Raw genomic sequence first — 20,769 nt, 5'->3', positions numbered from 1 at the left:
TCATTTCATCTTCCCGCGCTCAGGCTGCCCGGCTATCCTGACGGGCCATTGATCTCTGGCTGTCGATCTTGAACTGCTGGACGAGGCCGAGCAGCATATCCGCCTCTTCAGCAAGACGACGGCTCGCCTCGCTGGTTTCGCCCACCATGGCACCGTTCTGCTGGGTCATCTGATCCATCTTGTTGACGGAGCTATTGATGTCCTGAAGCGCTGCGGCCTGGTCGCGGCTGGCAGTGGCGATCGTATCGACATGCTTGCTGATGATGGTGATGTCGCTGCTGATCGTGGCCAGCACTTCGCCCGCTTCCTGCACCAGCGTCGATCCGGAATGGACCTCGTGGCTGGACTGGTCGATCAGGCCCTTAATTTCCTTGGCCGCATCGGCGGAGCGCTGGGCCAGTTCACGGACTTCCTGGGCGACGACCGCAAAGCCCTTGCCGGCATCCCCTGCCCGCGCGGCTTCGATGCCGGCGTTCAAGGCGAGAAGGTTGGTCTGGAAGGCGATGTCGTCGATGACGTCGATGATCAGTTCGATTTTCTTGGACGCTTCCTCGATCTTGCCCATCGCTTCGACGGCATTGCGGACCACGGTGCCGGAACTGTCGGCGCTCTTCTTGGTCTGCGTCACGGCGTCATTGGCTTCGCGAGCGCGTTCGGCGGAGGAGCGTACGGTAACGGTGATCTCGTCCACGGCGGCTGCCGTCTCTTCGAGCGAAGCGGCCTGGCTTTCGGTGCGGCGTGACAGGTCCGTCGACGAGTGGCTGAGATCGGAGCTGCTCTTCTGGATCGAGAGCGTGCTGGCCCGGATATGCGTCATCGTTTCACGCAGCCGCAGGATCGAATTGTTGAAATCGGTCCGCAGGCCTTCAAGACGACCGGAGAACGGCGTGTCGATCGATGCGGACAGATCGCCCTGGGACAGACGCGACAAGGCCGATCCAAGCTGCGTGACGGCGTGCTCGATCTGGGCGTCGACATGCTGCTTTTCGGTATCGTTGCGATGGCGATCCGCTTCCGCCTCGGCACGCTCTGCGGCGCTGCGGCTTTCGATCAGCTGCTTTTCGCGGTCCTTATCGCGGAAAACCTCAAGGGCTCTGGCAATGTTGCCGAATTCGTTCGGCAGCTGGAGATAGGGGATCGCACTCTTGTTATCGCCCTGCGCAATGGCGCGGACGCTGCCGGTCAGCACGCCGAGCGGGCGCACGAGAGCCCGGATGGCGAAAAAGCTGAAGAAGCCGAGCACCAGAAGCGCGATCGCCGACGTGCCGATGAGGATATAAGCAGACGACGCGATATGGGCGAAATAGACTTCCATCGGAACACCGATGAAGAGGACGCCGGTGACTGCACCTGCGGCATTGGTGATCGGGAAATACCCGGTCATGTAGTCCTTGCCGAACAGAACCGCGTTTCCGAAATAGGATTCGCTCTTGTTGAGCTTCGGCTGCGCCGGATGTTCGGGAGCAAGCTTCGTGCCGATGGCGCGCTCACCCTTCTCCGTCTTCACGTTGGTGGAGATGCGGACGTAGTCTGCGCCCTGCTTTTCAAAGATCGTTGCAACGCCGCCGATGGCAGCAGCGGCACGGTCGACCACGTCATGGCCTTTCAGAGCGCCTTCGCCCTGGAGAACCTTGTTGACGACTTCGTCGCGGATCTCGGTCTTCGCACCGGGCAGTTCCAGCTCATAAAGAAGCCCCAGCGTGCGCATCGCCTTATAGGCATCGGCACGTGCACTCGACATGACGTCGTTCCGAAGATTGACATAGGCAAGCCCGGAAAGAGTAGCCGCTGCCACGGAAACGAGAAAAAGGCAGAGGAGAACAATCCGGGATACAACGGATGAGGGGAGAAGCTTCTTGGTCAAAACAGGGCTCTTTCCAAAATGTGAGAGACACTGTTGTTTTTGACGGAGATATCTGAAGATTAGATAAATAGGAAATTGACGTAACTCAAGCGACCGACGTAGATCCAGAGCTACACCGACGCCGTTACTCGTTCACACATTCCTTGCCGCAGCAAGGCTGCGGGGAGACTACGTCAGAAGTAGAAAGGAACCGAAAGAAGAGCAACAGTTGCTCCAATCGCCATCGCCAGAAATCTTACGCGGATCAACTTTGCGTTATCCTGGGTCTTGGCAATAGCAATTGCACGGGCGCTGCGGGTCTTCTGCATAGGTATCCGACTCCACGATCTTGGTGATGGCCGCCGGAAGCCGGCGGGTACGCAGCCTATAGACCAAACAAATGGGCTGGCATTAAGGCAGCATCCTCCAGGCATATTAACAACACCTGAATCGAGCACAACTGGCATTTCTACCTAGAGGCTGTCTCCGCAAGCATAGCCGGAAGACCAGGCCCACTGGAAGTTATAGCCTCCAAGCCAGCCTGTAACGTCGACGCACTCGCCGATGAAATACAAGCCTGGCACGGCCTTGGCCTGCATCGTTTTGGAATCCAGTGCGGAAGTATCGATACCACCCAGCGTGACCTCGGCCGTGCGATATCCTTCCGAACCGGCGGGGCGGATCTTCCAGTCCTGGATCGATGCTGCAAGCCCTGTCAGCATCTTGTCGGAGAGATCGGCGAGATTGCCGGTGACGCCCCGGTTTTCGACGAAGTATTGGGCAAGACGCTTGGGCAGTATTTCGCCAAGCGCCGTCTGCGCCGCCTGTCTGCCGTTCGTCTTGCGGGCCGCCTTCAGTGCATCGCTGATTGAGGCATCCGGTTCGATCGACAGCGTGATGTCGTCACCCTCCCGCCAATAGGAGGAAATCTGCAGGATGGACGGGCCACTGAGGCCGCGATGGGTAAACAGCATGGCCTCGCGAAATCCCGTCCGGCCGTGGCGCACTTCTGCAGGAACCGCGATCCCAGACAGCGGCGACAGTTTTTCGAGTGTGTTCTGATCGAAGGTCAGCGGCACGAGGCCGGGGCGCGTCTCGACCAGCTTGAGCCCGAACTGCGCCGCAATCTCGTAGGCAAAGCCCGTGGCGCCCATTTTCGGGATGGACTTGCCGCCCGTCGCCACCACCAGCGATCCGGCTTCGAACTGGCCGGCAGAGGTGGCCAGCCGATATCCGTCGGGCGATTTTTCGATGCCGTCGATCGGCGTCTGAAGCTTCAGGGACACGTTCGCGGCCGACATTTCCGACAGCAGCATCGCGATGATGTCCTTGGCGCTGTTGTCGCAGAACAGTTGACCGAGCGTCTTTTCGTGCCAGGGAATCCGATGCCGTTCCACCAAGTCGAGGAAATCGCGGGCGGTGTAGCGGGCGAGTGCCGATTTGACGAAATGCGCGTTGCCGGAGAGGTAATGCTGGGGGGCCGCACCGATATTGGTAAAGTTGCAGCGGCCGCCTCCCGAGATGCGGATCTTTTCGCCAGGCGCCTTGGCATGATCGAGCACCAGCACTGAGCGACCACGCTGGCCGGCGCGGATGGCGCACATCATGCCGGCGGCACCGGCGCCCAACACGATCACATCGAATTTCTGTGCCAATGGTCATCCTCTCGTCATCGACTTGCTGTTTTCGATTGGAGCCTCGAAGTCAAGATGGCGGGGCCACGATAGCGGATTTAGCCTGCTCCTCGCCAAGAAGTCAGCGCGCTCTCAGCCAAAGAGTGTTCCCAAACATCATTCCATGGCTATGATGGGGCTCCGATCAACATGACCCCGGTGTGTTATGCCGCGCAAGAAATCATCCCCTGTCCTGGCAACCGGAACCGTGGCGAAAGCCGCGACAGCCCAGCCGACACTGACTTCGCTTCGCGGCGTTGCAGACTGGCGCGAGGCAGCCGCTTGGCTTCGGGCACGCGGGATCGAAGACATCGAATGCATCACGCCCGATCTAGCCGGCGTGCCGCGCGGCAAGATGATGCCCTCGTCGAAGTTTACGTCCAACACCTCGCTGGCGCTGCCTTCGGCGCTCTATCGCCATACCATCTCCGGCGAGTATCCCGACGAGACGGCAAACTTCCGCTATGAGCCGCGCGACAGCGACCTCAAGCTGATGCCGGACCTTTCGACGCTTGCCGTCGTGCCCTGGGAGAGCGACCCGACGGCGCAGGTGATCTGCGACATCGTCGACACAGATGGTCAGGCGGTGTCCTATACGCCGCGCAACGTTTTGAAGAATATCGTCAAGCTCTATAACGACCGCGGGTGGAAGCCCGTCGTGGCGCCGGAGATCGAGTTCTATCTGGTCGCCAAGAACGACGACCCGGATTATCCACTGCATCCGCCGAAGGGCCGCTCCGGTCGGTCGATCCTCGGTGGACAGAGCTATTCGATTGCCGGCATCAACGAGTTCGACGAACTGATCGACGACATCTACCATTTCTCCGAAAAGCAGGGCCTCGAGATCGATACGCTGATCCACGAGGAAGGCCCGGCGCAGCTGGAAATCAATCTTCGCCATGGCGATCCGGTGGAACTGGCCGACCAGGTCTTCATGTTCAAGCGCACCATTCGCGAGGCGGCGCTGAAACACGGCATCTATGCAACCTTCATGGCAAAGCCGATGCAGGGTCAAGCGGGATCTGCGATGCATATCCACCAGTCGGTGGTGGAAATCGAGACCGGCAAGAACGTCTTTTCCAACGCCGACGGTTCGGCATCGGAGGAATTCTTCCACTTCATCGGCGGGATGCAGGCCTTCATCCCGAAGGCGCTGGTGATGATGGCGCCTTACGTGAATTCCTACCGGCGCCTGACGCCGGATATGGCGGCACCCGTCAACTCCGCCTGGGGTTACGACAACCGCACCACGGCCTTTCGCGTACCGGTTTCGGACGCGAACTCGCGGCGTGTCGAGAACCGGTTGCCGAGCTCCGATGCAAATCCGTATCTTGCGCTTGCTGCCTCTCTCGGCTGCGGCCTGCTCGGCATCAAAAACAGGCTCGATCCGACACCGCCGACGGAAGATTCCGCCAACGAAGGCGAGATCGACCTGCCGCGCGATCTCCTGAAGGCCGTCTCGCTGCTCGAGGACGAGCCGGCGCTTGCGGAAGTTTTCAGCAAGGAATTCATCGGCCTTTATGCCGGCGTGAAACGGGGAGAATTCGAGACGTTCATGCAGGTGATCAGCCCTTGGGAACGGGAATTCCTGCTCCTCAACGTGTGAGGGAAAAGGTATCTTGGACAATTGGCAGAGCCCCATCGCCTCGGGCATTTCTTGGTATCAGGCAAGCGTTGGCGACCGGGCGACCTACCCTACCCTCGACGCCTCGAAGAGCGTTGACGTTGCCATCATCGGCGGCGGCTATACCGGGCTCCAGGCCGCCTACACGCTGGCGAAAGCCGGCACGTCGGTGGTGCTGATCGAGGCCGCGCATTTCGGTGACGGCGCATCGGGGCGCAATGGCGGGCAACTGGGCACCGGCCAGCGCTCCTGGCCGGAGGAGATCGAAGAAAAGCTTGGTTTCGAGCGCTCGAAAGCGCTGTTCGACATGGCCGAGGGCGCCAAGCGCTACCTGATGGATTTCGCGTCCGCCCACGGCATCGACATGGAATACGTGCCGGGACAGCTGAACGTTGCCCACAAGCGGGGATACGAGCGATATTACCAGGCCAATGCCGCAATCGCGGCCGAGCGCTACGGCTATCCGCATGTCACGTTCATGGGCGCGAAGGAAACCGCCGAGCGGGTCGGCACGACCGATTACCATTGCGGCGTGCGCGACATGGGAACCGGCCATATCCATCCGCTGAAGCTCCTGATCGGACTGGCACGGGTGGCGCATGACGCAGGCGCTGCGATCCACGAGGAAACGCCGGCAACCAGGATCACGCAGTCCGGCGGCAAGACGCTCATCGAGACGCCGCGCGGCACGATTTCGGCCGCTCGGGTGCTGCTTGCCACCAACGCCTATATCGGCAATCTCGAACCGGTGACCGGCGCGCATATCATGCCGATCGGATCCTTTATCGCGGCAACCGAACCGCTCGACGAGTTTCCGCAGGTCATTCCCGGTGGCGAGGCCGTCTGCGACAGCCGTTTCGTGGTGCGCTACTTCCGCAAGTCGCTGGACAACCGGCTGTTGTTCGGTGGCCGCGAGGTCTACACGTCGAGCAATCCGAAGGACACGGCCGAGGCCATCCGCCGCCAGATCGTCGATACCTATCCGGCGCTGAAGGATGTCCAGATCACCCATGCCTGGGGCGGCAATGTCGGGATTACCCTGCCGCGGCATCCGTTCGTTCGCGAGGTGATGCCGGGCGTCACATCGATCGGTGGCTATTCCGGTCATGGCGTGATGCTGTCGAATTATTGCGGCAAACTCTACGCCGATATGGTCCTGGGAAATCGCACCGAGCTCGATTGTCTGCGGGACCTCGACATACCGTCCTTCCCCGGCGGGCGGCGCATGCGAAGCCCTCTTCTGTTCCTCGCGCTGACTTGGTTTGCGCTCAGAGACAGGATGTGAGACGCCTCCCCTACCGCCCAGTTGCGATTTCGGGCTAGCGTTTTTAAATCGATTAGAATATGTGTTCCACCAACTATGCGAGATGAAAGAATAGCGATGAGCAGCCAGATCATCCCAGTCGAGCCGTTTGATTGCGTCGTTTTCGGCGGCACCGGCGACCTTGCGGAGCGCAAGCTTCTGCCGGCCCTCTACCATCGTCAGATCGAAGGCCATTTCACCGAACCAACCCGAATCATCGGCGCATCGCGCAGCGCGCTTTCGCACGACGACTACCGCAAGTTCGCCCAGGACGCCCTCAAGGAGCATCTCAAGAAGGGTGAATACGACGAGGCGGAAGTCGAGAAGTTCTGCAAGCGTCTCTATTACGTGTCCGTCGATGCGAAATCGGAAGGCGGATGGGCCGAGCTGAAGAAGCTGCTCGACGAGGGCAAGGACCGCGTCCGCGTGTTCTATCTCGCCGTCGCGCCTGGAATTTTCGGTGCCATTTCCGAAAAAATCCGCGATCACAAGATGATCACCAAGCAGACCCGTATCGTCGTCGAAAAGCCGATCGGCCGCGACCTTGCGTCAGCGCTGGCGCTCAACGACCAGATCGGCAAGGTCTTCCCGGAAGAGCAGATCTTCCGCATCGACCACTACCTCGGCAAGGAAACCGTGCAGAACCTGATGGCGCTGCGGTTTGCCAACGCGCTCTATGAGCCGCTGTGGAACGCCAACCATATCGACCACGTGCAAATCACCGTTGCCGAAGCGGTGGGCCTCGAAGGTCGCGCGGGTTACTACGATACGGCGGGTGCTCTGCGCGACATGGTGCAGAACCACATCATGCAGCTCGTGTGCCTTGTGGCGATGGAAGTCCCATCGTCGATGGACCAGGAAGCCGTTCGCGACGAAAAGCTGAAAGTGCTGCGTGCGCTGAAGCCGATCAACGAATCCAACGTTCAGCAGATGACGGTGCGGGGCCAGTACCGCGCCGGCGCTTCGGCAGGCGGCGCCGTCAAAGGCTACCTGGAAGAGCTGGAAGGCGGCGTTTCCAACACCGAGACCTTCGTTGCCATCAAGGCCGAAATCGGCAACTGGCGCTGGGCCGGCGTTCCCTTCTACATCCGCACCGGCAAGCGCCTTGCCAGCCGCATGTCGGAAATCGTCATCACCTTCAAGCCGATCCCGCACAATATCTTCGATGCGAGCGCTGGCCGGATTGCAGCCAACCAGCTGATCATCCGCCTGCAGCCGGACGAAGGCGTCAAGCAGTCCCTGATGATCAAGGACCCGGGTCCGGGCGGCATGCGCCTGCGCGAAGTGTCGCTGGACATGAGCTTTGCTGCTGCCTTCAACGTGCGCAACCCGGATGCTTACGAGCGTCTGCTGATGGACACGATCCGTTCCAACCAGACGCTGTTCATGCGTCGCGACGAAGTGGAAGCCGCATGGCGCTGGGTCGACCCGATCCTCAAGGGTTGGGAAGCCGCCGGCCAGCAGGTTCAGGGCTATACGGCCGGAACCTGGGGACCGAGCCAGGCGATTGCCCTGATCGAGCGCGACGGCCGCACCTGGCACGAGACCTGAGGTAGCCATGTCCTACACGAAACACGAATATTCTGACGGTGCGGCGCTTGCAGCCGCGCTTGCCGACGAGGTGGCAAGCCGCCTCGCCGCTGCCATCTACGCACGCGATTCCGCCTGCATTGCGGTTTCGGGCGGCTCCACGCCGAAGAAGTTCTTCGAGGAGCTTTCCACCCGTGAGCTTGCCTGGGACAAGGTGAAGGTGACGCTGGTCGACGAGCGCTTCGTGCCCGCCGACAACGAGCGCTCCAACCATCTCCTGGTTGCCAAGCATCTTTTGGCGAACAATGCGGCGGCGGCAACCTTCGTGCCGCTCTATTACGAAGCGCCCTCGATCGAGGATGCGGCCGTGATTGCGACAAAGGCAACGGCTGCGCTCGACAAGCCGTTCGACGTCGTGATCCTTGGCATGGGTGGAGACGGGCACACCGCCTCGTTCTTCCCGCATGGCAACAATCTGGAACAGGCGCTCGACCTTACCGGTCTTTGCCGCGTCATGACGATGAAAGCGGAAGGGGCCGGCGAAGAGCGGTTGACCTTCTCCTTCTCCAGCCTTTCGGATGCCCGCTTTCTGGCGCTGCATATAGAGGGACAGGGCAAGAAGGACGTGCTGGAAAAGGCGATCGCCGGATCCGACGAGACCGAAATGCCAGTCCGTGCGGTTCTGAACCGTGCCGCATCGCCACTCGACATTTACTGGGCGCCGTAACACGCGCCTCACCTGGCGGCCGCTTCTTGAGGGGCCGAAGCAGTAACACCAGCGATCCCGGCACTCTCCCAGACCGGGATCGACCCAAGGAGGATGAACCATGGGCGCCCATTCCGGCATCGAGGCGATCACCGCCCGTATCGTTGAACGATCGAAACCGCATCGTGAGGCCTATATCGACCGGGTGCGCCGCGCCGCATCGCGCGGGCCGCATCGCACCACCCTGTCCTGCGGCAACCTTGCACACGGCTTTGCGGTCTGTTCCCCCGCCGAGAAGGACGCGCTCGCAGGCGACGTCGTTCCGAACCTCGGCATCATCACCTCCTATAACGACATGCTCTCGGCTCACCAGCCTTACGAGACCTTCCCCGCGATCATCCGCGAGGCGGCACGCGCAGCCGGCGGCATCGCCCAGGTGGCTGGTGGCGTTCCAGCCATGTGCGACGGCGTCACACAGGGGCAGCCCGGCATGGAGCTTTCACTGTTTTCCCGCGATGCGATCGCCATGTCGGCCGGTATCGGCCTGTCGCACAACATGTTCGACGCCGCCGTCTATCTCGGAATCTGCGACAAGATCGTGCCGGGCCTGGTGATTGCGGCCCTGTCCTTCGGGCATCTGCCGGCAGTGTTCATTCCGGCCGGACCGATGACGACGGGTCTGCCGAACGACGAGAAGTCGCGCATTCGCCAGCTTTATGCGGAAGGCAAGGTCGGCCGCGCCGAACTGCTGGAAGCGGAATCCAAGTCCTATCACGGCCCGGGCACCTGCACGTTCTACGGCACGGCCAACTCGAACCAGATGCTGATGGAGATCATGGGCTTCCATATGCCCGGCGCCTCCTTCGTCAATCCGGGCACGCCGCTTCGCGAAGCACTGACGCGCGAGGCCGTCAAGCGGGCGCTCGCCATCACCGCACTCGGCAACGAGTTCACGCCAGCGGGCGAGATGATCGACGAACGTTCGATCGTCAACGGCGTCGTCGGCCTGCATGCGACCGGCGGCTCCACGAACCACACGATGCATATCGTTGCGATGGCGCGCGCCGCCGGCATCCATCTGACGTGGGAAGATATTTCGGAGCTTTCCGACATCGTTCCACTGCTCGCCCGCGTCTATCCGAACGGACTGGCCGACGTGAACCATTTTCACGCAGCCGGCGGCATGGGTTTCCTCATCCGCGAGCTTTTGAAGACCGGCATGGTGCATGACGACGTGCGCACCGTGTTCGGCCATGGCCTTGAGGCCTATACGGTGGAAGCCAAGCTCGACGAGAAGGGCCTCGTGACCCGCCCGACGGTGCCGCAGATGAGTGGCGACCCGAAGGTTCTGGCGCAGATCGAAACCCCGTTCCAGCCGACCGGCGGCCTGAAGATGCTGACCGGCAATATCGGCAAGGGCGTCATCAAGATTTCCGCCGTCAAGCCGGAGCGCCATATCATCGAGGCGCCGGCCATCGTGTTCCACGACCAGCAGGAACTGCAGGACGCGTTCAAGCGCGGCGACCTGAACCGTGACTTCATCGCCGTCGTGCGCTTCCAGGGACCGCAGGCGAACGGCATGCCGGAGTTGCACCGTCTGACGCCGCCGCTCGGCGTGCTACAGGACCGCGGCTTCAAGGTGGCGCTTCTCACCGACGGGCGCATGTCCGGCGCATCGGGCAAGGTACCGGCCGCCATTCACATGACGCCTGAAGCCTGCGATGGCGGGGCAATCGCCAAGATCCAAAACGGCGACATGATCCGTCTCGACGCTGTTGCCGGAACGCTTGAGGTTCTGGTGGACGCCGCCGAATTCGAGGCGCGCCTGCCTGCCAAGGCGGACCTTTCCGAAAACGAATTCGGCATGGGCCGCGAACTCTTCGCCGCCTTCCGCCGCAACGTCGGCCGCGCCGAGCACGGCGCCAGCGTGTTTTCCTGAAATAACAAAGGGCGGCCTTGAGCCGCCCCTTCAATAACTCCGACAGTGCCCACGGTCCTTGGACAGGTGGCTTACCAGGCCCGGAGATCGATCGTCATGTCGCGGTGGTTCGGATGCGTCGAGAAGACGAAGATGCGGTTCATCTCCTTCTTCGTCAGCATCTTTAGAAAGCGAACCTGAATGGTGTTGTTGGTGTTGACCCGCATCAGGATGCAGCCGACCTTGGAGATGCGGGCGTCCGGGATGTCGAGATAAAATTGCTTGGGCAGGTGGTACTGGGTGATGATGCCGAGAACCGCTTCGGTTTCGGATATCTGCAGAACGTCGCAGCGGCGCTGCGCCATGTTCATCACGCCGTTCTCGGTATACTCGATGCGGGCTGCGTTCATCGTGTCATGCATCTGGAACCGCGCTTCGCGGTCATACATGAACGACTCTTCCTTATTCAGAAAATGGCTTTTTCCAATGGGGGCCGCGGTCACGACAGTGTCTCCTATTCCAATGTCAAAAGAGTAGGGCCTGAAGTTTAACAGAGCGTTGGAATTTCATATGCGGCCCGAATCGGAGCATTAGTCACAAAATTCCGGTAAATGTAAAGTTATCCCGATCCGTCAGCGGCGATAGGTCTGCCCGTCCGCATCGAAGAGATGCAGCTTCTGCCGATCGGCTGAAAAACGCATCGTGTCGCCTCTTTTCACGTCGATGATCCCAGGCAGTTTGGCGATGATCGGCTCCTTGGCCGACAAGCCTTCGATGTAGAGGAGCGTGACCTCCCCGAGCGCCTCGACGATGGAGACCTTGCCTTCGAAGAGATAATCCTCGCCGGTCGCGATGGTCAGATCTTCGGGCCGCACGCCGAAGCTTGCGCTCTTGCCGTTCGCGCCGGTTTCGGTCGCGATCGGTACGATGACCGACTTTCCGTCGACAAGCGAAACGGTGGTCACAGCGCCGGTTTCCTTGACGGTGACGGGCATGATGTTCATCGCCGGCGAGCCGATGAAGCGCGCGACGAACAGGTTTTTCGGGCGCTCATAGAGTTCGAGCGGTGGCCCGACCTGTTCAATGCGGCCGGCCGAGAGGACCACGATCCGGTCGGCGAGCGTCATCGCCTCCACCTGATCGTGGGTGACGTAGATCATCGTCGTGTCCGGCATCTGCTCCTTGAGGCGGGCAATCTCGATGCGGGTCGCGACGCGGAGAGCTGCGTCGAGGTTGGACAGTGGCTCATCGAACAGAAAGACTTTCGGGTCACGGCAGATCGCCCGGCCAATCGCCACGCGCTGGCGCTGGCCGCCCGAGAGCGCTTTCGGCAGGCGGTCGAGATAGGGCGTCAGTTGAAGGATATCGGCGGCCGCGCGGACCCGTCGGTCGATCTCCTCCTTGCTTTCCTTGGCGATCCGCATGCCGAAGGCCATGTTGTCGTAGACGGTCATATGCGGATAAAGCGCATAGGACTGGAACACCATGGCGATGCCGCGGCGCGAAGGCGGAACGTCGTTGACCACCTGACCATCGATGAGCATCTCGCCGCCGGTGATCGTCTCGAGCCCGGAGATCATCCGCAGCAGCGTGGACTTGCCGCAGCCGGACGGGCCGACAAACACCACGAACTCGCCCTGCGCAATGTCCAGGTCGATGCCGTGCAGCACCTTCACCTGGCCATAGGACTTGCGGATATCCTTCAGTACGACACCGGTCATGACGTGGTCCTCCCCGTTACCCTTTGTTGTCTCTTATGTGTGGCGAGCGAAATACGCCCCCCAAGGTGGCAGCTCGACACGATTGCCTTCGACACGGCTGTCAAAACCGTGGCCAACGAGCATGTCCCACTGACTGATCGGCAGGTCGGTCGCGACCTCGCCCGCACTCATGTTGAACAGGCAGAGCAGCGTCTCATTGCCGTATTGGCGTTTGTAGCCCAGCACCGTGTCATCGACCGGAAGAGACATGAACTGCCCCTTGCTTAAGGCCGGATGCAGTTTGCGGAAGGCGAGAAAGCGGCGGTATTGCTCCAGCACCGAAGCCGGATCGCCATACTGGGCGCCGACGGCTTTCAGCTGGTGTTCGACCGGGATCGGCAACCATGTCTTTTCGGCCGTCGAAAAGCCGGCCTGAAGCGCCTGGGCATCCCAGACCATCGGCGTGCGGCAGCCGTCGCGGCCCTTGAATTCCGGCCAGAACTGAATGCCGTAGGGATCGCGCAGGTCGGCATAGGCGATATCGGCCTCGGTCAGGCCCAGCTCCTCGCCCTGATAGATGCAGACCGAGCCGCGCTGGGTCAAAAGAATGGCCGAGAGCATTTTTGCGTAGGCTTCACGGTCGAGCACGTCCATGCCCCAGCGGCTGACATGGCGCACGACGTCGTGGTTGGAAAAGGCCCAGCATGCCCAGCCCTCAGGCGCGGCCTCGGAAAAGGCGGTCTGCACTTCGGCAACGCGGGCGGGCGTCAGAGCGTCGGGCGCCAAGAATTCGAAGGCGTAGCACATCTGCATCTTGTCATCTCCGGACGTGTATTCGCCGACGATTTCCAATCCGCGCTGACTGTCGCCCACTTCGCCGACGGCAGCGATTGCCGGGAATTCGTCGAGAACGGCGCGGAAGCGCTTCAGGAACGCGATATTTTCCGGCCGGTTCTTGTCGTAGATGTGTTCCTGGAAATTGTAGGGGTTCACGGCGGGCGCCGTCGACGCGTTGCGGCGCGAGGGATCGAGCGCCGGATTGTCGCGCAATTGCTTGTCGTGGAAGTAGAAGTTGATCGTATCGAGGCGGAAGCCATCGACGCCGCGGTTCAACCAGAAGCGCGTCATGTCCAGCAGCGCATCCTGAACCTCGGCATTGTGCAGGTTGAGATCCGGCTGCGAGGTGAGGAAGTTGTGCATGTAATATTGCATGCGGGTCGGATCCCAGTGCCAGGCCGAACCGCCAAAGATCGACAGCCAGTTGCAGGGCGGCGTGCCGTCGGGCTTCGCGTCTGCCCAGACATACCAGTCGGCCTTGGGATTGTAGCGCGAGGAACGGCTTTCGATGAACCACGAATGCTGATCCGACGAATGCGACATGACGAGATCGATCATCACCTTGAGGCCAAGGCGATGGGCTTCCGCGATCAGGCCATCGAAATCCGAAAGCGTGCCGAACATCGGATCGACATCGGAATAATTGGCGACGTCATAGCCGAAGTCCTTCATCGGCGACGGAAAGAACGGCGAGATCCAGATGGCGTCGGCACCAAGCGCTGCGATATGCGGCAGGCGCGCGGAAATGCCCTTTAAGTCACCGATGCCGTCGCCGTTGCTGTCCTGGAACGAGCGGGGATAGATCTGGTAAATGACGGCGCCACGCCACCAGTCCCGATCCTTTGCTGCGTCCGTTGCTCCGGGAACTTCCGCCGAACTTGTCATCCACTATCCCTGTTGGTTCACAGACATCATCCGCCCTTGACCGACCCGGCGAGCAGGCCGCGGACGAGGTATCGCTGCAGTGCAAAAAAGACGATAATCGGGACGATGATGGTTATGAAGGCCGAAGCGGTGAGAATTTCCCATTTACCGCCCATCGACCCCAACAGCGCGTTGAGAGAGCCGGTCAGGACCAGTTGATCCTTGCCGGTACCGAGAAATACCATGGCGACGAGAAGGTCGTTCCACGTCCACAGGAGCTGGAAGATCGAGAAGGAGGCGAGTGCCGGAAATGAAAGCGGAAGGACGATCTTGACGAAGATCTCGAAATCGCTGGCGCCATCGACACGGGCGGATTCGATGATCTCCTTGGGCAGACCTGCGATGTAGTTTCGCAGGAGATAGATCGCGAGCGGCATGCCGAAGGCCGCATGCGCAAGCCAGATGCCGACATAGGAGCGCGACGACACGCCTAACAGGTTGCCAATGTCGTTATAGAGCGTCAGCAACGGGATCAACGTCATCTGCAGCGGCACGACGATCAGCCCGACCACGAGCGCGATGATCAGCGACCGGCCGGGAAACTGCATCCAGGACAGGGCATAGGCTGCGAAGGCTGCAATCAGGATCGGGATGATGGTAGCGGGTATTGCGACCGTCAGCGAATTGATAAAGGATTGGCCGATGCCGGCGGACGTCAGTACCGTGCGGTAATTGTTGAGGGTGAAGTTCGGCGGCTGGGTGATCGAGAGATAGATGCGCTTGCCGCGCTTGTCGTCGAATGGGCCGCTCTTCACGTAGGAATAGCTGCCATCCGTGTTGACGGTGAGCTTTTCACCGTCTCCCAGATCGGCTTCCTTGCCGGCCTCGAATTCTGTCGGTGCAGCGACCCTGGTGCCGAAGGCGACCACGCTGCCGCTCTTGACGTCGCCGCCATCGAAGACGGAGCCCGAAATGATGTAGTTGGGTCCGTCCTGCCGGGCGCTTGCGGGATCGCCGAGGCGTGCTGCGCTGGTTTCGGCGGCACCGGTCAGCGCCGTCCACCAGCCCGAGGAGGTGATCTGGCCGGCATCGCGGAACGAGGTGACGAGGATGCCGAGCGTCGGGATCAGCCAGATGATACAGATCACCAGAACCGAGGCATGCAGGATCAGTCTTGGAACGCCGATGCGGCGAAGGCTTGCGACAGCGCTCATCTCAATGGTCTCCCATGTCGCGGTTCGCCTGACGGATGTTCCAGATCATGATCGGCGTCACCGCCGCCATGATGACCAGCGCGATGACGGCACTTCGACCGCTGTCGCCGCCGCCGCGGAACATCCAGTCGAACATCAGGTTGGCAAGCACCATCGTGTTCCACTGGCCATTGGTCATGGTCAGAACGATGTCGAACACCTTGAGAACGAGAATAGTGATCGTGGTCCAGACCACAGCGATCGTGCCCCAGATCTGCGGCACCATGATTTTCCAGAAGATCTGCCAGCCATTGGCGCCATCGATGACGGCTGCCTCGACGGTTTCCTCAGGAATCCCGCGTAGCGCTGCGGACAGGATGACCATCGCAAAACCGGTCTGGATCCAGATCAGGATCGCCATCAGAAAGAAGTTGTTCCAGAAGGGCAGCGAGATCCACACCTGCGGATCGCCGCCGATTGCCCGGACGATCGCGTTCAAGAGGCCGATCTGCGTTTCGTTGCCGCCACGGAATTCGTAGATGAATTTCCAGATCACCGAAGCGCCGACGAACGAGATCGCCATCGGCATGAAGATCAGGCTCTTGGCGAGATTTCCCCACCAGATACGGTCTGTGAGCACCGCGATGACCAGGCCGAGGAAGGTGCAGGCTGCCGGCACGACGGCGAGCCAGAGGATGTTGTTGAAGATCGACTGGCGGAACTGCGCGTCGAAGAAGGCCCAGCGGTAATTGGCAAAGCCGACGAAATTGCCGCCGGAACGATCGTAGAAGGACAGGATGAAGGTCGCGATGACGGGATAGACGAGATAGACCGCGAGCAGCAGGAGTGCGGGTCCGAGAAACAGCCAGGGGCGGATCGTGGCTCTACGGTTGAGATTGGCCGAAGCCTTGCGGGCATCGCCTTCCGGCACCGGAAGTGCCACTGATAGCAGCTTGTCGGAAAGCCAGTAGTAGAGCGCGCAGGCAAAAACGCCGGCAACGACGACACCCATGGCAGATGCAATCTGAGCTAACATAGGCCCTCCCCCTTTTCTGCAGTGCTAAGCAGGTCTTCCGTCGTCATATCCGGGAAATGCCAACCCTGGAAATGCCCCTCGCCCCCGCATCCACCCTTCTCCCTGTGGTCGAGGGAGAAGAGCAGTCGCGAGCACAGCCTTCGACGCGAATGACTATTTCAGGCCGTCCCAGGCCTTCTGGATATCGCCGCCCACAGCCTTTGCATCCTTGCCGCCGACATAATCGATCATGCCGGTCCAGAAGGCGCCCGCGCCGATCTTACCGGGCATCATGTCGGATGCATCGAAGCGGAAGGTGGTGTCGGTGGTCAGCAGTTCGCCCTGCTTGCGCAGTGTGTCGTTGGCATAGGCTTCCGTCTTGGCGCCCTTGAACGGCGTGAGGAAGGAGGCCTGCGCCATCCAGACTTCATGGGCGATCGGCGTCTTCAGGAATTCGATGAATGCCTTTGCCGCAGGAGAATCCTTGGTGATGGCAAACATCGTGCCGGCACCGAGGACCGGGGTGCCGAGTTCAGGCTTGGAGGCATAGGTCGGCAGGTAGAAGAAGTCCGCATCGACGCCCAGTTCCTTGTCCGCAGGGAAGAAGGATGGCACGAAGGAGGCCTGGTGATGCATGTAGCACTTCGGCGGGATGTCGAAGAGGCCCTTCGGGCTGTCGCGGAAGTCGGTCGAGGCGACCGCTGCAACGCCGCCCGCGACGTATTTGTCATTGCGGGCGAACTTGCCGAATTCCTCGATGGCACCAACCACTGCCGGATCGTCGAACTTGATCTCGTTCGACACCCACTTGTCGTAGGTTTCAGCCGACGACGTCCGCAGCATCATGTCCTCGACCCAGTCAGTCGCAGGCCAGCCAGTCGCGCCGCCCGATCCGAGACCGATGCACCACGGCACGCCGCCATCCTCGACGATCTGGTCGGAGAGCTTGATCAGGTCTTCCATCGTCTTTGGGACTTCGTAACCGGCTTCCTCGAAATTCTCCGGCACGAACCACACGAGCGATTTCAGGTCGGCCTTGAACGGGAAACCGAAATAGGCCTCTTTGCCGTCCTTGCCCTTGTAGGTCCCGTAGCGGATCCAGTCCTCGCCGGAGCCGTAGTTGGTCTTGATCCAGTCGGCATTTTCCTGGCCGAGCGGCGTCAGAAAGCCCTTGGTCGCGAGATCGGCCAGAAGACCCGGCTGCGGGATGATGGCAATGTTGGGCGGCGAGCCTGCCTGGGTATCGATGACGATCTGCTGCTCGTAGTTCTCGGACGACGAGTATTTACCGTTCGCACCCGTCGCGGCATTGAAATAGGCGAGCACGCTGTTGAACAGCACCTCGTCCTCACCACGCCAAGGACCGAACAGGGTCAGGCTCTGGCCCTTCAGGTCACCATGCGCGGATTTGAAATCCTCGTAGCTTTTCCAGTTGAACTTGGCATCTTCGCCGGGCGCGAACTTCAGTTCCTGCGCACCTGCGGCACCAGCCAGCAGTGCGACGAAAGCCGTGCCGATCCAAAACGATTTCTTCATCAAAATATCCTCCCCTTTGAAGCGTAATCTACAGGGGGATTTAAGGCAGAGCCAGAGGTTTCAAGGGCGCCAGTGCAAGCAAAGCGCCTTGAATGTGATGAATGGTCCGAAATCAGAACTTTGGCGCAGGCAGCCCGGCGGCGCGATGGGCGGCGATTACGGTGTTGGCCATCAGCATGGCGATGGTCATCGGACCGACGCCGCCTGGAACCGGTGTGATGGCTGCGGCGACCTCTGAGGCCTCGTCAAAAGCAACGTCGCCGACGAGACGGGTCTTGCCCTCGCCCTTTTCCGGTGCCGGCACCCGGTTGATGCCGACATCGATCACGGTCGCGCCGGGCTTGACCCAATCCGCCTTGACCATTTCGGGCCGACCGACGGCGGCAACCAGGATATCGGCGTTGCGGCAGACGGCGGCGAGATCCTTCGTCTTCGAATGCGCCATGGTGACGGTGGCGTTTGCGGCCAGAAGCAACAGGCCCATCGGCTTGCCGAACAGGTTGGACCGGCCAATCACCACGGCGTTCAACCCGGACAGGTCTTCGCCATGGATGCGCTTGACCAGCAGCATGGAGCCGGCCGGCGTGCAGGAGATCATGCCCGTCGTCAGGTCACCGGTGGCGATCTTGCCGGCATTGGCGATGTTGAGGCCGTCGACATCCTTTTCCGGCAGGATGGACTGGATCACCGGCTCCTGATCGAGATGTCTCGGAAGCGGCAGCTGGACGAGAATGCCATGGATCGCCGGATCGGCGTTGAGCGTATCGACGAGAGACTGAAGCGCCTCCTGCGTCGTCTCTTCCGGCAACGTGTGCTGGATCGAGTTGAAGCCGCACTGCTTCGCCATCCGGCTCTTGGAGCTGACATAGGCGTGGCTGGCCGGATCGTTGCCGACGATGACGACTGCGAGGCCGGGCTTTGCGCCGCCGGCCCGTTCGAGACCTTCCGCTGCCTCCGTGACTGCCGAAATGACCGATGCTGCCGCCTGCTTGCCGTCGATTACCGTGACCACGTGCCATCTCCCGTTGACCGAACAGATCTAAGCCGGAGGCTACTGCCCGAACTGGCTCACCTGCGCCTAATGCTGTCGGGAGCAAACAAAAGCAAGGTCAAATCTTGATCCGGGTGACCCGTGCCTGCCCTATCGTCCCGACGCGGTGCGCAGTTCGGAGTAGGTCTGCACCCGGTCGCGCAGTTCTATCATTTCCTGTCGCAGGAGCTGCAATTCCTCGATCGCCCGGCGATCCTCATGCGAGAGTTCGGAATAGGCAAGCTCTTCCTCCCGCATCGCATGCCGGTGCGGATCCGAAATTGCGACCGCGAGAAGCGGTGGAACGGCGGCCTGATCGTAAGGCTGTCTGTTTGCCATCAGCAGTTCGCGAAGCTGAGCGGACAGCGGCAGGCCATTGGCGGCCTCGCGCTCCTCCATTTCGTGTCTGTAATCCTCGGACACGGCATCGGTCTCGACGTCCTGCGCCCAGGCGTCGGAGCCTGGACCGTGGTCATATTCGTAGGCGGCTGCGATCTCTTCGGACTCATCGGTAAGATCCAGATCGGCGGCCCAACGCGCATCCATCGGCAGCGCGGCGATGTCCTCGACACCGTCCATCTCAATCGGCGCATGCTCTGCCTCGAGATGGTCGATCGCGGGCTCCGGCGACGAACGGCGTCCCATCAGCATTGCGCCGGCAGCGCCGAGAAGCAGGCCAGCCATGGCGCCAAGACCGCTCAGCGCGTACCAGGGCAAGCCGAGCCAGACGGTCGCTGGTGCTTCGTTGGGGGTGACGGTCAGAGGCTTTGATATCTGCACCCGTGGGGCGGCGACCAGCTTGGAAGAACCGGGGCTGTTGAACCGGCCGCTTGAGTAATTGTCGCGCGCTTCCGCAACGGCCGTTTCCAGCCCCGAGAGCGCTGCGATCTCGTCAGACACCGTCTTGTCTGCGGAAAGCTGTTCCAGCTTGGCGCGAAGTTCCGCGAGCTGCGCGGCGGCATGCACCTGCTGGCTGTTCAGCGACTTCACCAGTTGCTTCAACGCGTCCTGGATCGAGAGGCGCGCCTGCGCAAGCACTGCTTCGGCTGCCTGGAAACGCGGATGAAGCGGGCCGAGATCGCTGGAAAGCTGATCGACGGCAAGCTGTGCTTCCACATGCCGCTGGCGCTGATATTCGAGGCCGGTATAGTCCAGACTGTCCGGCAAAGGCTTGTTCAGAACGTCGGCGACCTTCATGGCGGAGGCCTGGCTCAGCCTGTCTTTCAGATCGACGAGATCGCTCTCGGCCAGCTCGACATCGCGGCTCAGGTCGCGCATTTCGGAGGCCCGGCTTTTCAGTTCGGCAACCTTGTCCTTGCCGGTTCGGCTGACAAACCCTGAAAGCGCCGCTTCCGCGCGGCCAAGCGTGTCGCGAAGGGCTTCGACGGCCGGGTCGCGGCCATCGAAGGCGCCGACAGACAACGCTGTCGGCACGGCATTGCCCAGCATGCCGACGATCTGGCGGGCCTCTTCAGGCTTTCCGGCCGTCGCCGCAATGCGCAGATCCGTGCTGCTGCGGTCGTATGAAATGGTGATTGCGCGGGTCAGGCGGTCGCGCAGACCCGCTTCGTCCTGCAGGGTCGTCGTCCCGGTGCCGGACAGGATTTCGTAGAGAAGGCCGGTCACGCTCTGGGGTTCGGTCGCAAAACTGCTGTCCTTGCCAAGGTTCAGGGCATGGATGAGATTGTCGATCGTGGTTCTGGCGAGAAGCTGCCCCGTCGCAGCAGATACGGTCTGATCGCTGACGGCCCCGACCTTCAGCTGCGTCTGGGCGGTAAACGTCGCCTCGCTGCTGCCGAAGAGGACGAGCGGCGCCACGCCTCCGAGGGCCGTCAGGAGACCGATCCCGAGCAGCGCGGACGGGAGTGCGCGCCGCGCCGGGAGGTTGTCCCGGGCGCTATCCTCGAGCAGGCTTTCGGGCTTTTCGATCTCAGAATTATCCATGGAAAGACCGTCTTGTTTCGCGGGCAGCACCGAAGCGCTCCGATTTTCTTAAG

At 61.1% G+C, this 20,769-nt stretch carries 16 protein-coding genes; 5 read left to right on the top strand and 11 right to left on the bottom strand.

Annotation, left to right across the window (positions count from 1 at the left end):
* Positions 1-19: 19 nt before the first annotated feature.
* The 3 genes from BLW69_RS07840 to BLW69_RS07835 all read right to left on the bottom strand — a co-directional run bounded on the left by BLW69_RS07840 (position 20) and on the right by BLW69_RS07835 (position 3,498).
* Complete coding sequence (locus BLW69_RS07840; protein WP_244508777.1) at positions 20-1,741, bottom strand: methyl-accepting chemotaxis protein; 1,722 nt, start codon at positions 1,739-1,741, stop codon at positions 20-22.
* 296 nt (positions 1,742-2,037) lie between these two features.
* Complete coding sequence (locus BLW69_RS23115) at positions 2,038-2,172, bottom strand: hypothetical protein (protein ID WP_256413687.1); 135 nt, start codon at positions 2,170-2,172, stop codon at positions 2,038-2,040.
* A gap of 144 nt (positions 2,173-2,316) precedes the next feature.
* On the bottom strand, positions 2,317-3,498 hold the full coding sequence (locus BLW69_RS07835; protein WP_092661229.1) for a BaiN/RdsA family NAD(P)/FAD-dependent oxidoreductase: 1,182 nt from the start codon (positions 3,496-3,498) through the stop codon (positions 2,317-2,319).
* A gap of 184 nt (positions 3,499-3,682) precedes the next feature.
* Between BLW69_RS07835 and BLW69_RS07830 the strand changes: the two genes are divergently transcribed.
* From BLW69_RS07830 to edd, 5 genes are all read left to right on the top strand, one after another.
* Positions 3,683-5,122 carry a glutamine synthetase family protein gene (locus BLW69_RS07830; protein ID WP_062453771.1) on the top strand — a complete coding sequence of 480 codons (1,440 nt, stop codon included), beginning with the start codon at positions 3,683-3,685 and terminating at the stop codon, positions 5,120-5,122.
* 13 nt (positions 5,123-5,135) lie between these two features.
* A complete protein-coding gene (locus BLW69_RS07825) occupies positions 5,136-6,425 on the top strand; it encodes an NAD(P)/FAD-dependent oxidoreductase (RefSeq protein WP_092661227.1) in 1,290 nt (429 codons plus the stop codon).
* A 96-nt stretch (positions 6,426-6,521) separates the two neighbouring features.
* Positions 6,522-7,994 carry a glucose-6-phosphate dehydrogenase gene (gene zwf, locus BLW69_RS07820; RefSeq protein WP_062453773.1) on the top strand — a complete coding sequence of 491 codons (1,473 nt, stop codon included), beginning with the start codon at positions 6,522-6,524 and terminating at the stop codon, positions 7,992-7,994.
* A 7-nt stretch (positions 7,995-8,001) separates the two neighbouring features.
* The gene (gene pgl, locus BLW69_RS07815; protein WP_092661225.1) at positions 8,002-8,700 is read left to right on the top strand and encodes a 6-phosphogluconolactonase; all 699 of its coding nucleotides are present in this window, start codon (positions 8,002-8,004) and stop codon (positions 8,698-8,700) included.
* 100 nt (positions 8,701-8,800) lie between these two features.
* Positions 8,801-10,618: a phosphogluconate dehydratase gene (edd, locus tag BLW69_RS07810; RefSeq protein WP_092661223.1), complete on the top strand. Its 1,818-nt coding sequence runs from the start codon at positions 8,801-8,803 to the stop codon at positions 10,616-10,618.
* A gap of 71 nt (positions 10,619-10,689) precedes the next feature.
* Here edd and BLW69_RS07805 read toward each other — a convergent pair whose 3' ends face one another.
* From BLW69_RS07805 to BLW69_RS07770, 8 genes are all read right to left on the bottom strand, one after another.
* The gene (locus tag BLW69_RS07805) at positions 10,690-11,046 is read right to left on the bottom strand and encodes a hypothetical protein (RefSeq protein ID WP_092661221.1); all 357 of its coding nucleotides are present in this window, start codon (positions 11,044-11,046) and stop codon (positions 10,690-10,692) included.
* Positions 11,047-11,229: 183 nt separating this feature from the next.
* A complete protein-coding gene (gene ugpC, locus BLW69_RS07800) occupies positions 11,230-12,318 on the bottom strand; it encodes an ABC transporter ATP-binding protein (protein WP_092661219.1) in 1,089 nt (362 codons plus the stop codon).
* A 33-nt stretch (positions 12,319-12,351) separates the two neighbouring features.
* Positions 12,352-14,019 (bottom strand): beta-galactosidase BglA, encoded by a 1,668-nt coding sequence (locus BLW69_RS07795; protein ID WP_092661217.1) that lies wholly within the window; start codon positions 14,017-14,019, stop codon positions 12,352-12,354.
* Positions 14,020-14,045: 26 nt separating this feature from the next.
* On the bottom strand, positions 14,046-15,212 hold the full coding sequence (locus BLW69_RS07790) for a carbohydrate ABC transporter permease (protein ID WP_092661216.1): 1,167 nt from the start codon (positions 15,210-15,212) through the stop codon (positions 14,046-14,048).
* Position 15,213: 1 nt separating this feature from the next.
* Positions 15,214-16,227, bottom strand: a complete 1,014-nt coding sequence (locus BLW69_RS07785) for a carbohydrate ABC transporter permease (RefSeq protein ID WP_092661214.1) — start codon at positions 16,225-16,227, stop codon at positions 15,214-15,216.
* A gap of 153 nt (positions 16,228-16,380) precedes the next feature.
* On the bottom strand, positions 16,381-17,742 hold the full coding sequence (locus BLW69_RS07780; protein WP_092661213.1) for an ABC transporter substrate-binding protein: 1,362 nt from the start codon (positions 17,740-17,742) through the stop codon (positions 16,381-16,383).
* A 112-nt stretch (positions 17,743-17,854) separates the two neighbouring features.
* Positions 17,855-18,754 (bottom strand): bifunctional methylenetetrahydrofolate dehydrogenase/methenyltetrahydrofolate cyclohydrolase FolD, encoded by a 900-nt coding sequence (folD, locus tag BLW69_RS07775; protein ID WP_092661211.1) that lies wholly within the window; start codon positions 18,752-18,754, stop codon positions 17,855-17,857.
* 129 nt (positions 18,755-18,883) lie between these two features.
* Entirely contained in the window at positions 18,884-20,716 is a 1,833-nt protein-coding gene (locus BLW69_RS07770; RefSeq protein WP_092661209.1) for a GumC domain-containing protein, read from the bottom strand.
* Positions 20,717-20,769 lie beyond the last annotated feature (53 nt).

This window comes from Rhizobium sp. NFR12 (genome assembly GCF_900108545.1).
Classification (GTDB): Bacteria; Pseudomonadota; Alphaproteobacteria; order Rhizobiales; family Rhizobiaceae; genus Neorhizobium; species Neorhizobium soli.
Note: the sequence above shows the minus strand (reverse complement) of the source record. Positions and strands in the feature narration are given on the sequence as shown.

Bases quoted from the DNA above. Each gene is read 5' to 3' on its own strand.
- BLW69_RS07795 (WP_092661217.1), bottom strand. From the start codon at position 14,019: ATGACAAGTTCGGCGGAAGTTCCCGGAGCAACGGACGCAGCAAAGGAT.
- BLW69_RS07840 (WP_244508777.1), bottom strand. From the start codon at position 1,741: ATGTCGAGTGCACGTGCCGATGCCTATAAGGCGATGCGCACGCTGGGG.
- pgl (WP_092661225.1), top strand. From the start codon at position 8,002: ATGTCCTACACGAAACACGAATATTCTGACGGTGCGGCGCTTGCAGCC.
- zwf (WP_062453773.1), top strand. From the start codon at position 6,522: ATGAGCAGCCAGATCATCCCAGTCGAGCCGTTTGATTGCGTCGTTTTC.
- BLW69_RS07785 (WP_092661214.1), bottom strand. From the start codon at position 16,227: ATGTTAGCTCAGATTGCATCTGCCATGGGTGTCGTCGTTGCCGGCGTT.
- BLW69_RS07805 (WP_092661221.1), bottom strand. From the start codon at position 11,046: ATGTATGACCGCGAAGCGCGGTTCCAGATGCATGACACGATGAACGCA.
- BLW69_RS07790 (WP_092661216.1), bottom strand. From the start codon at position 15,212: ATGAGCGCTGTCGCAAGCCTTCGCCGCATCGGCGTTCCAAGACTGATC.
- BLW69_RS07770 (WP_092661209.1), bottom strand. From the start codon at position 20,716: ATGGATAATTCTGAGATCGAAAAGCCCGAAAGCCTGCTCGAGGATAGC.
- ugpC (WP_092661219.1), bottom strand. From the start codon at position 12,318: ATGACCGGTGTCGTACTGAAGGATATCCGCAAGTCCTATGGCCAGGTG.
- BLW69_RS23115 (WP_256413687.1), bottom strand. From the start codon at position 2,172: ATGCAGAAGACCCGCAGCGCCCGTGCAATTGCTATTGCCAAGACCCAG.
- edd (WP_092661223.1), top strand. From the start codon at position 8,801: ATGGGCGCCCATTCCGGCATCGAGGCGATCACCGCCCGTATCGTTGAA.
- BLW69_RS07780 (WP_092661213.1), bottom strand. From the start codon at position 17,742: ATGAAGAAATCGTTTTGGATCGGCACGGCTTTCGTCGCACTGCTGGCT.
- BLW69_RS07830 (WP_062453771.1), top strand. From the start codon at position 3,683: ATGCCGCGCAAGAAATCATCCCCTGTCCTGGCAACCGGAACCGTGGCG.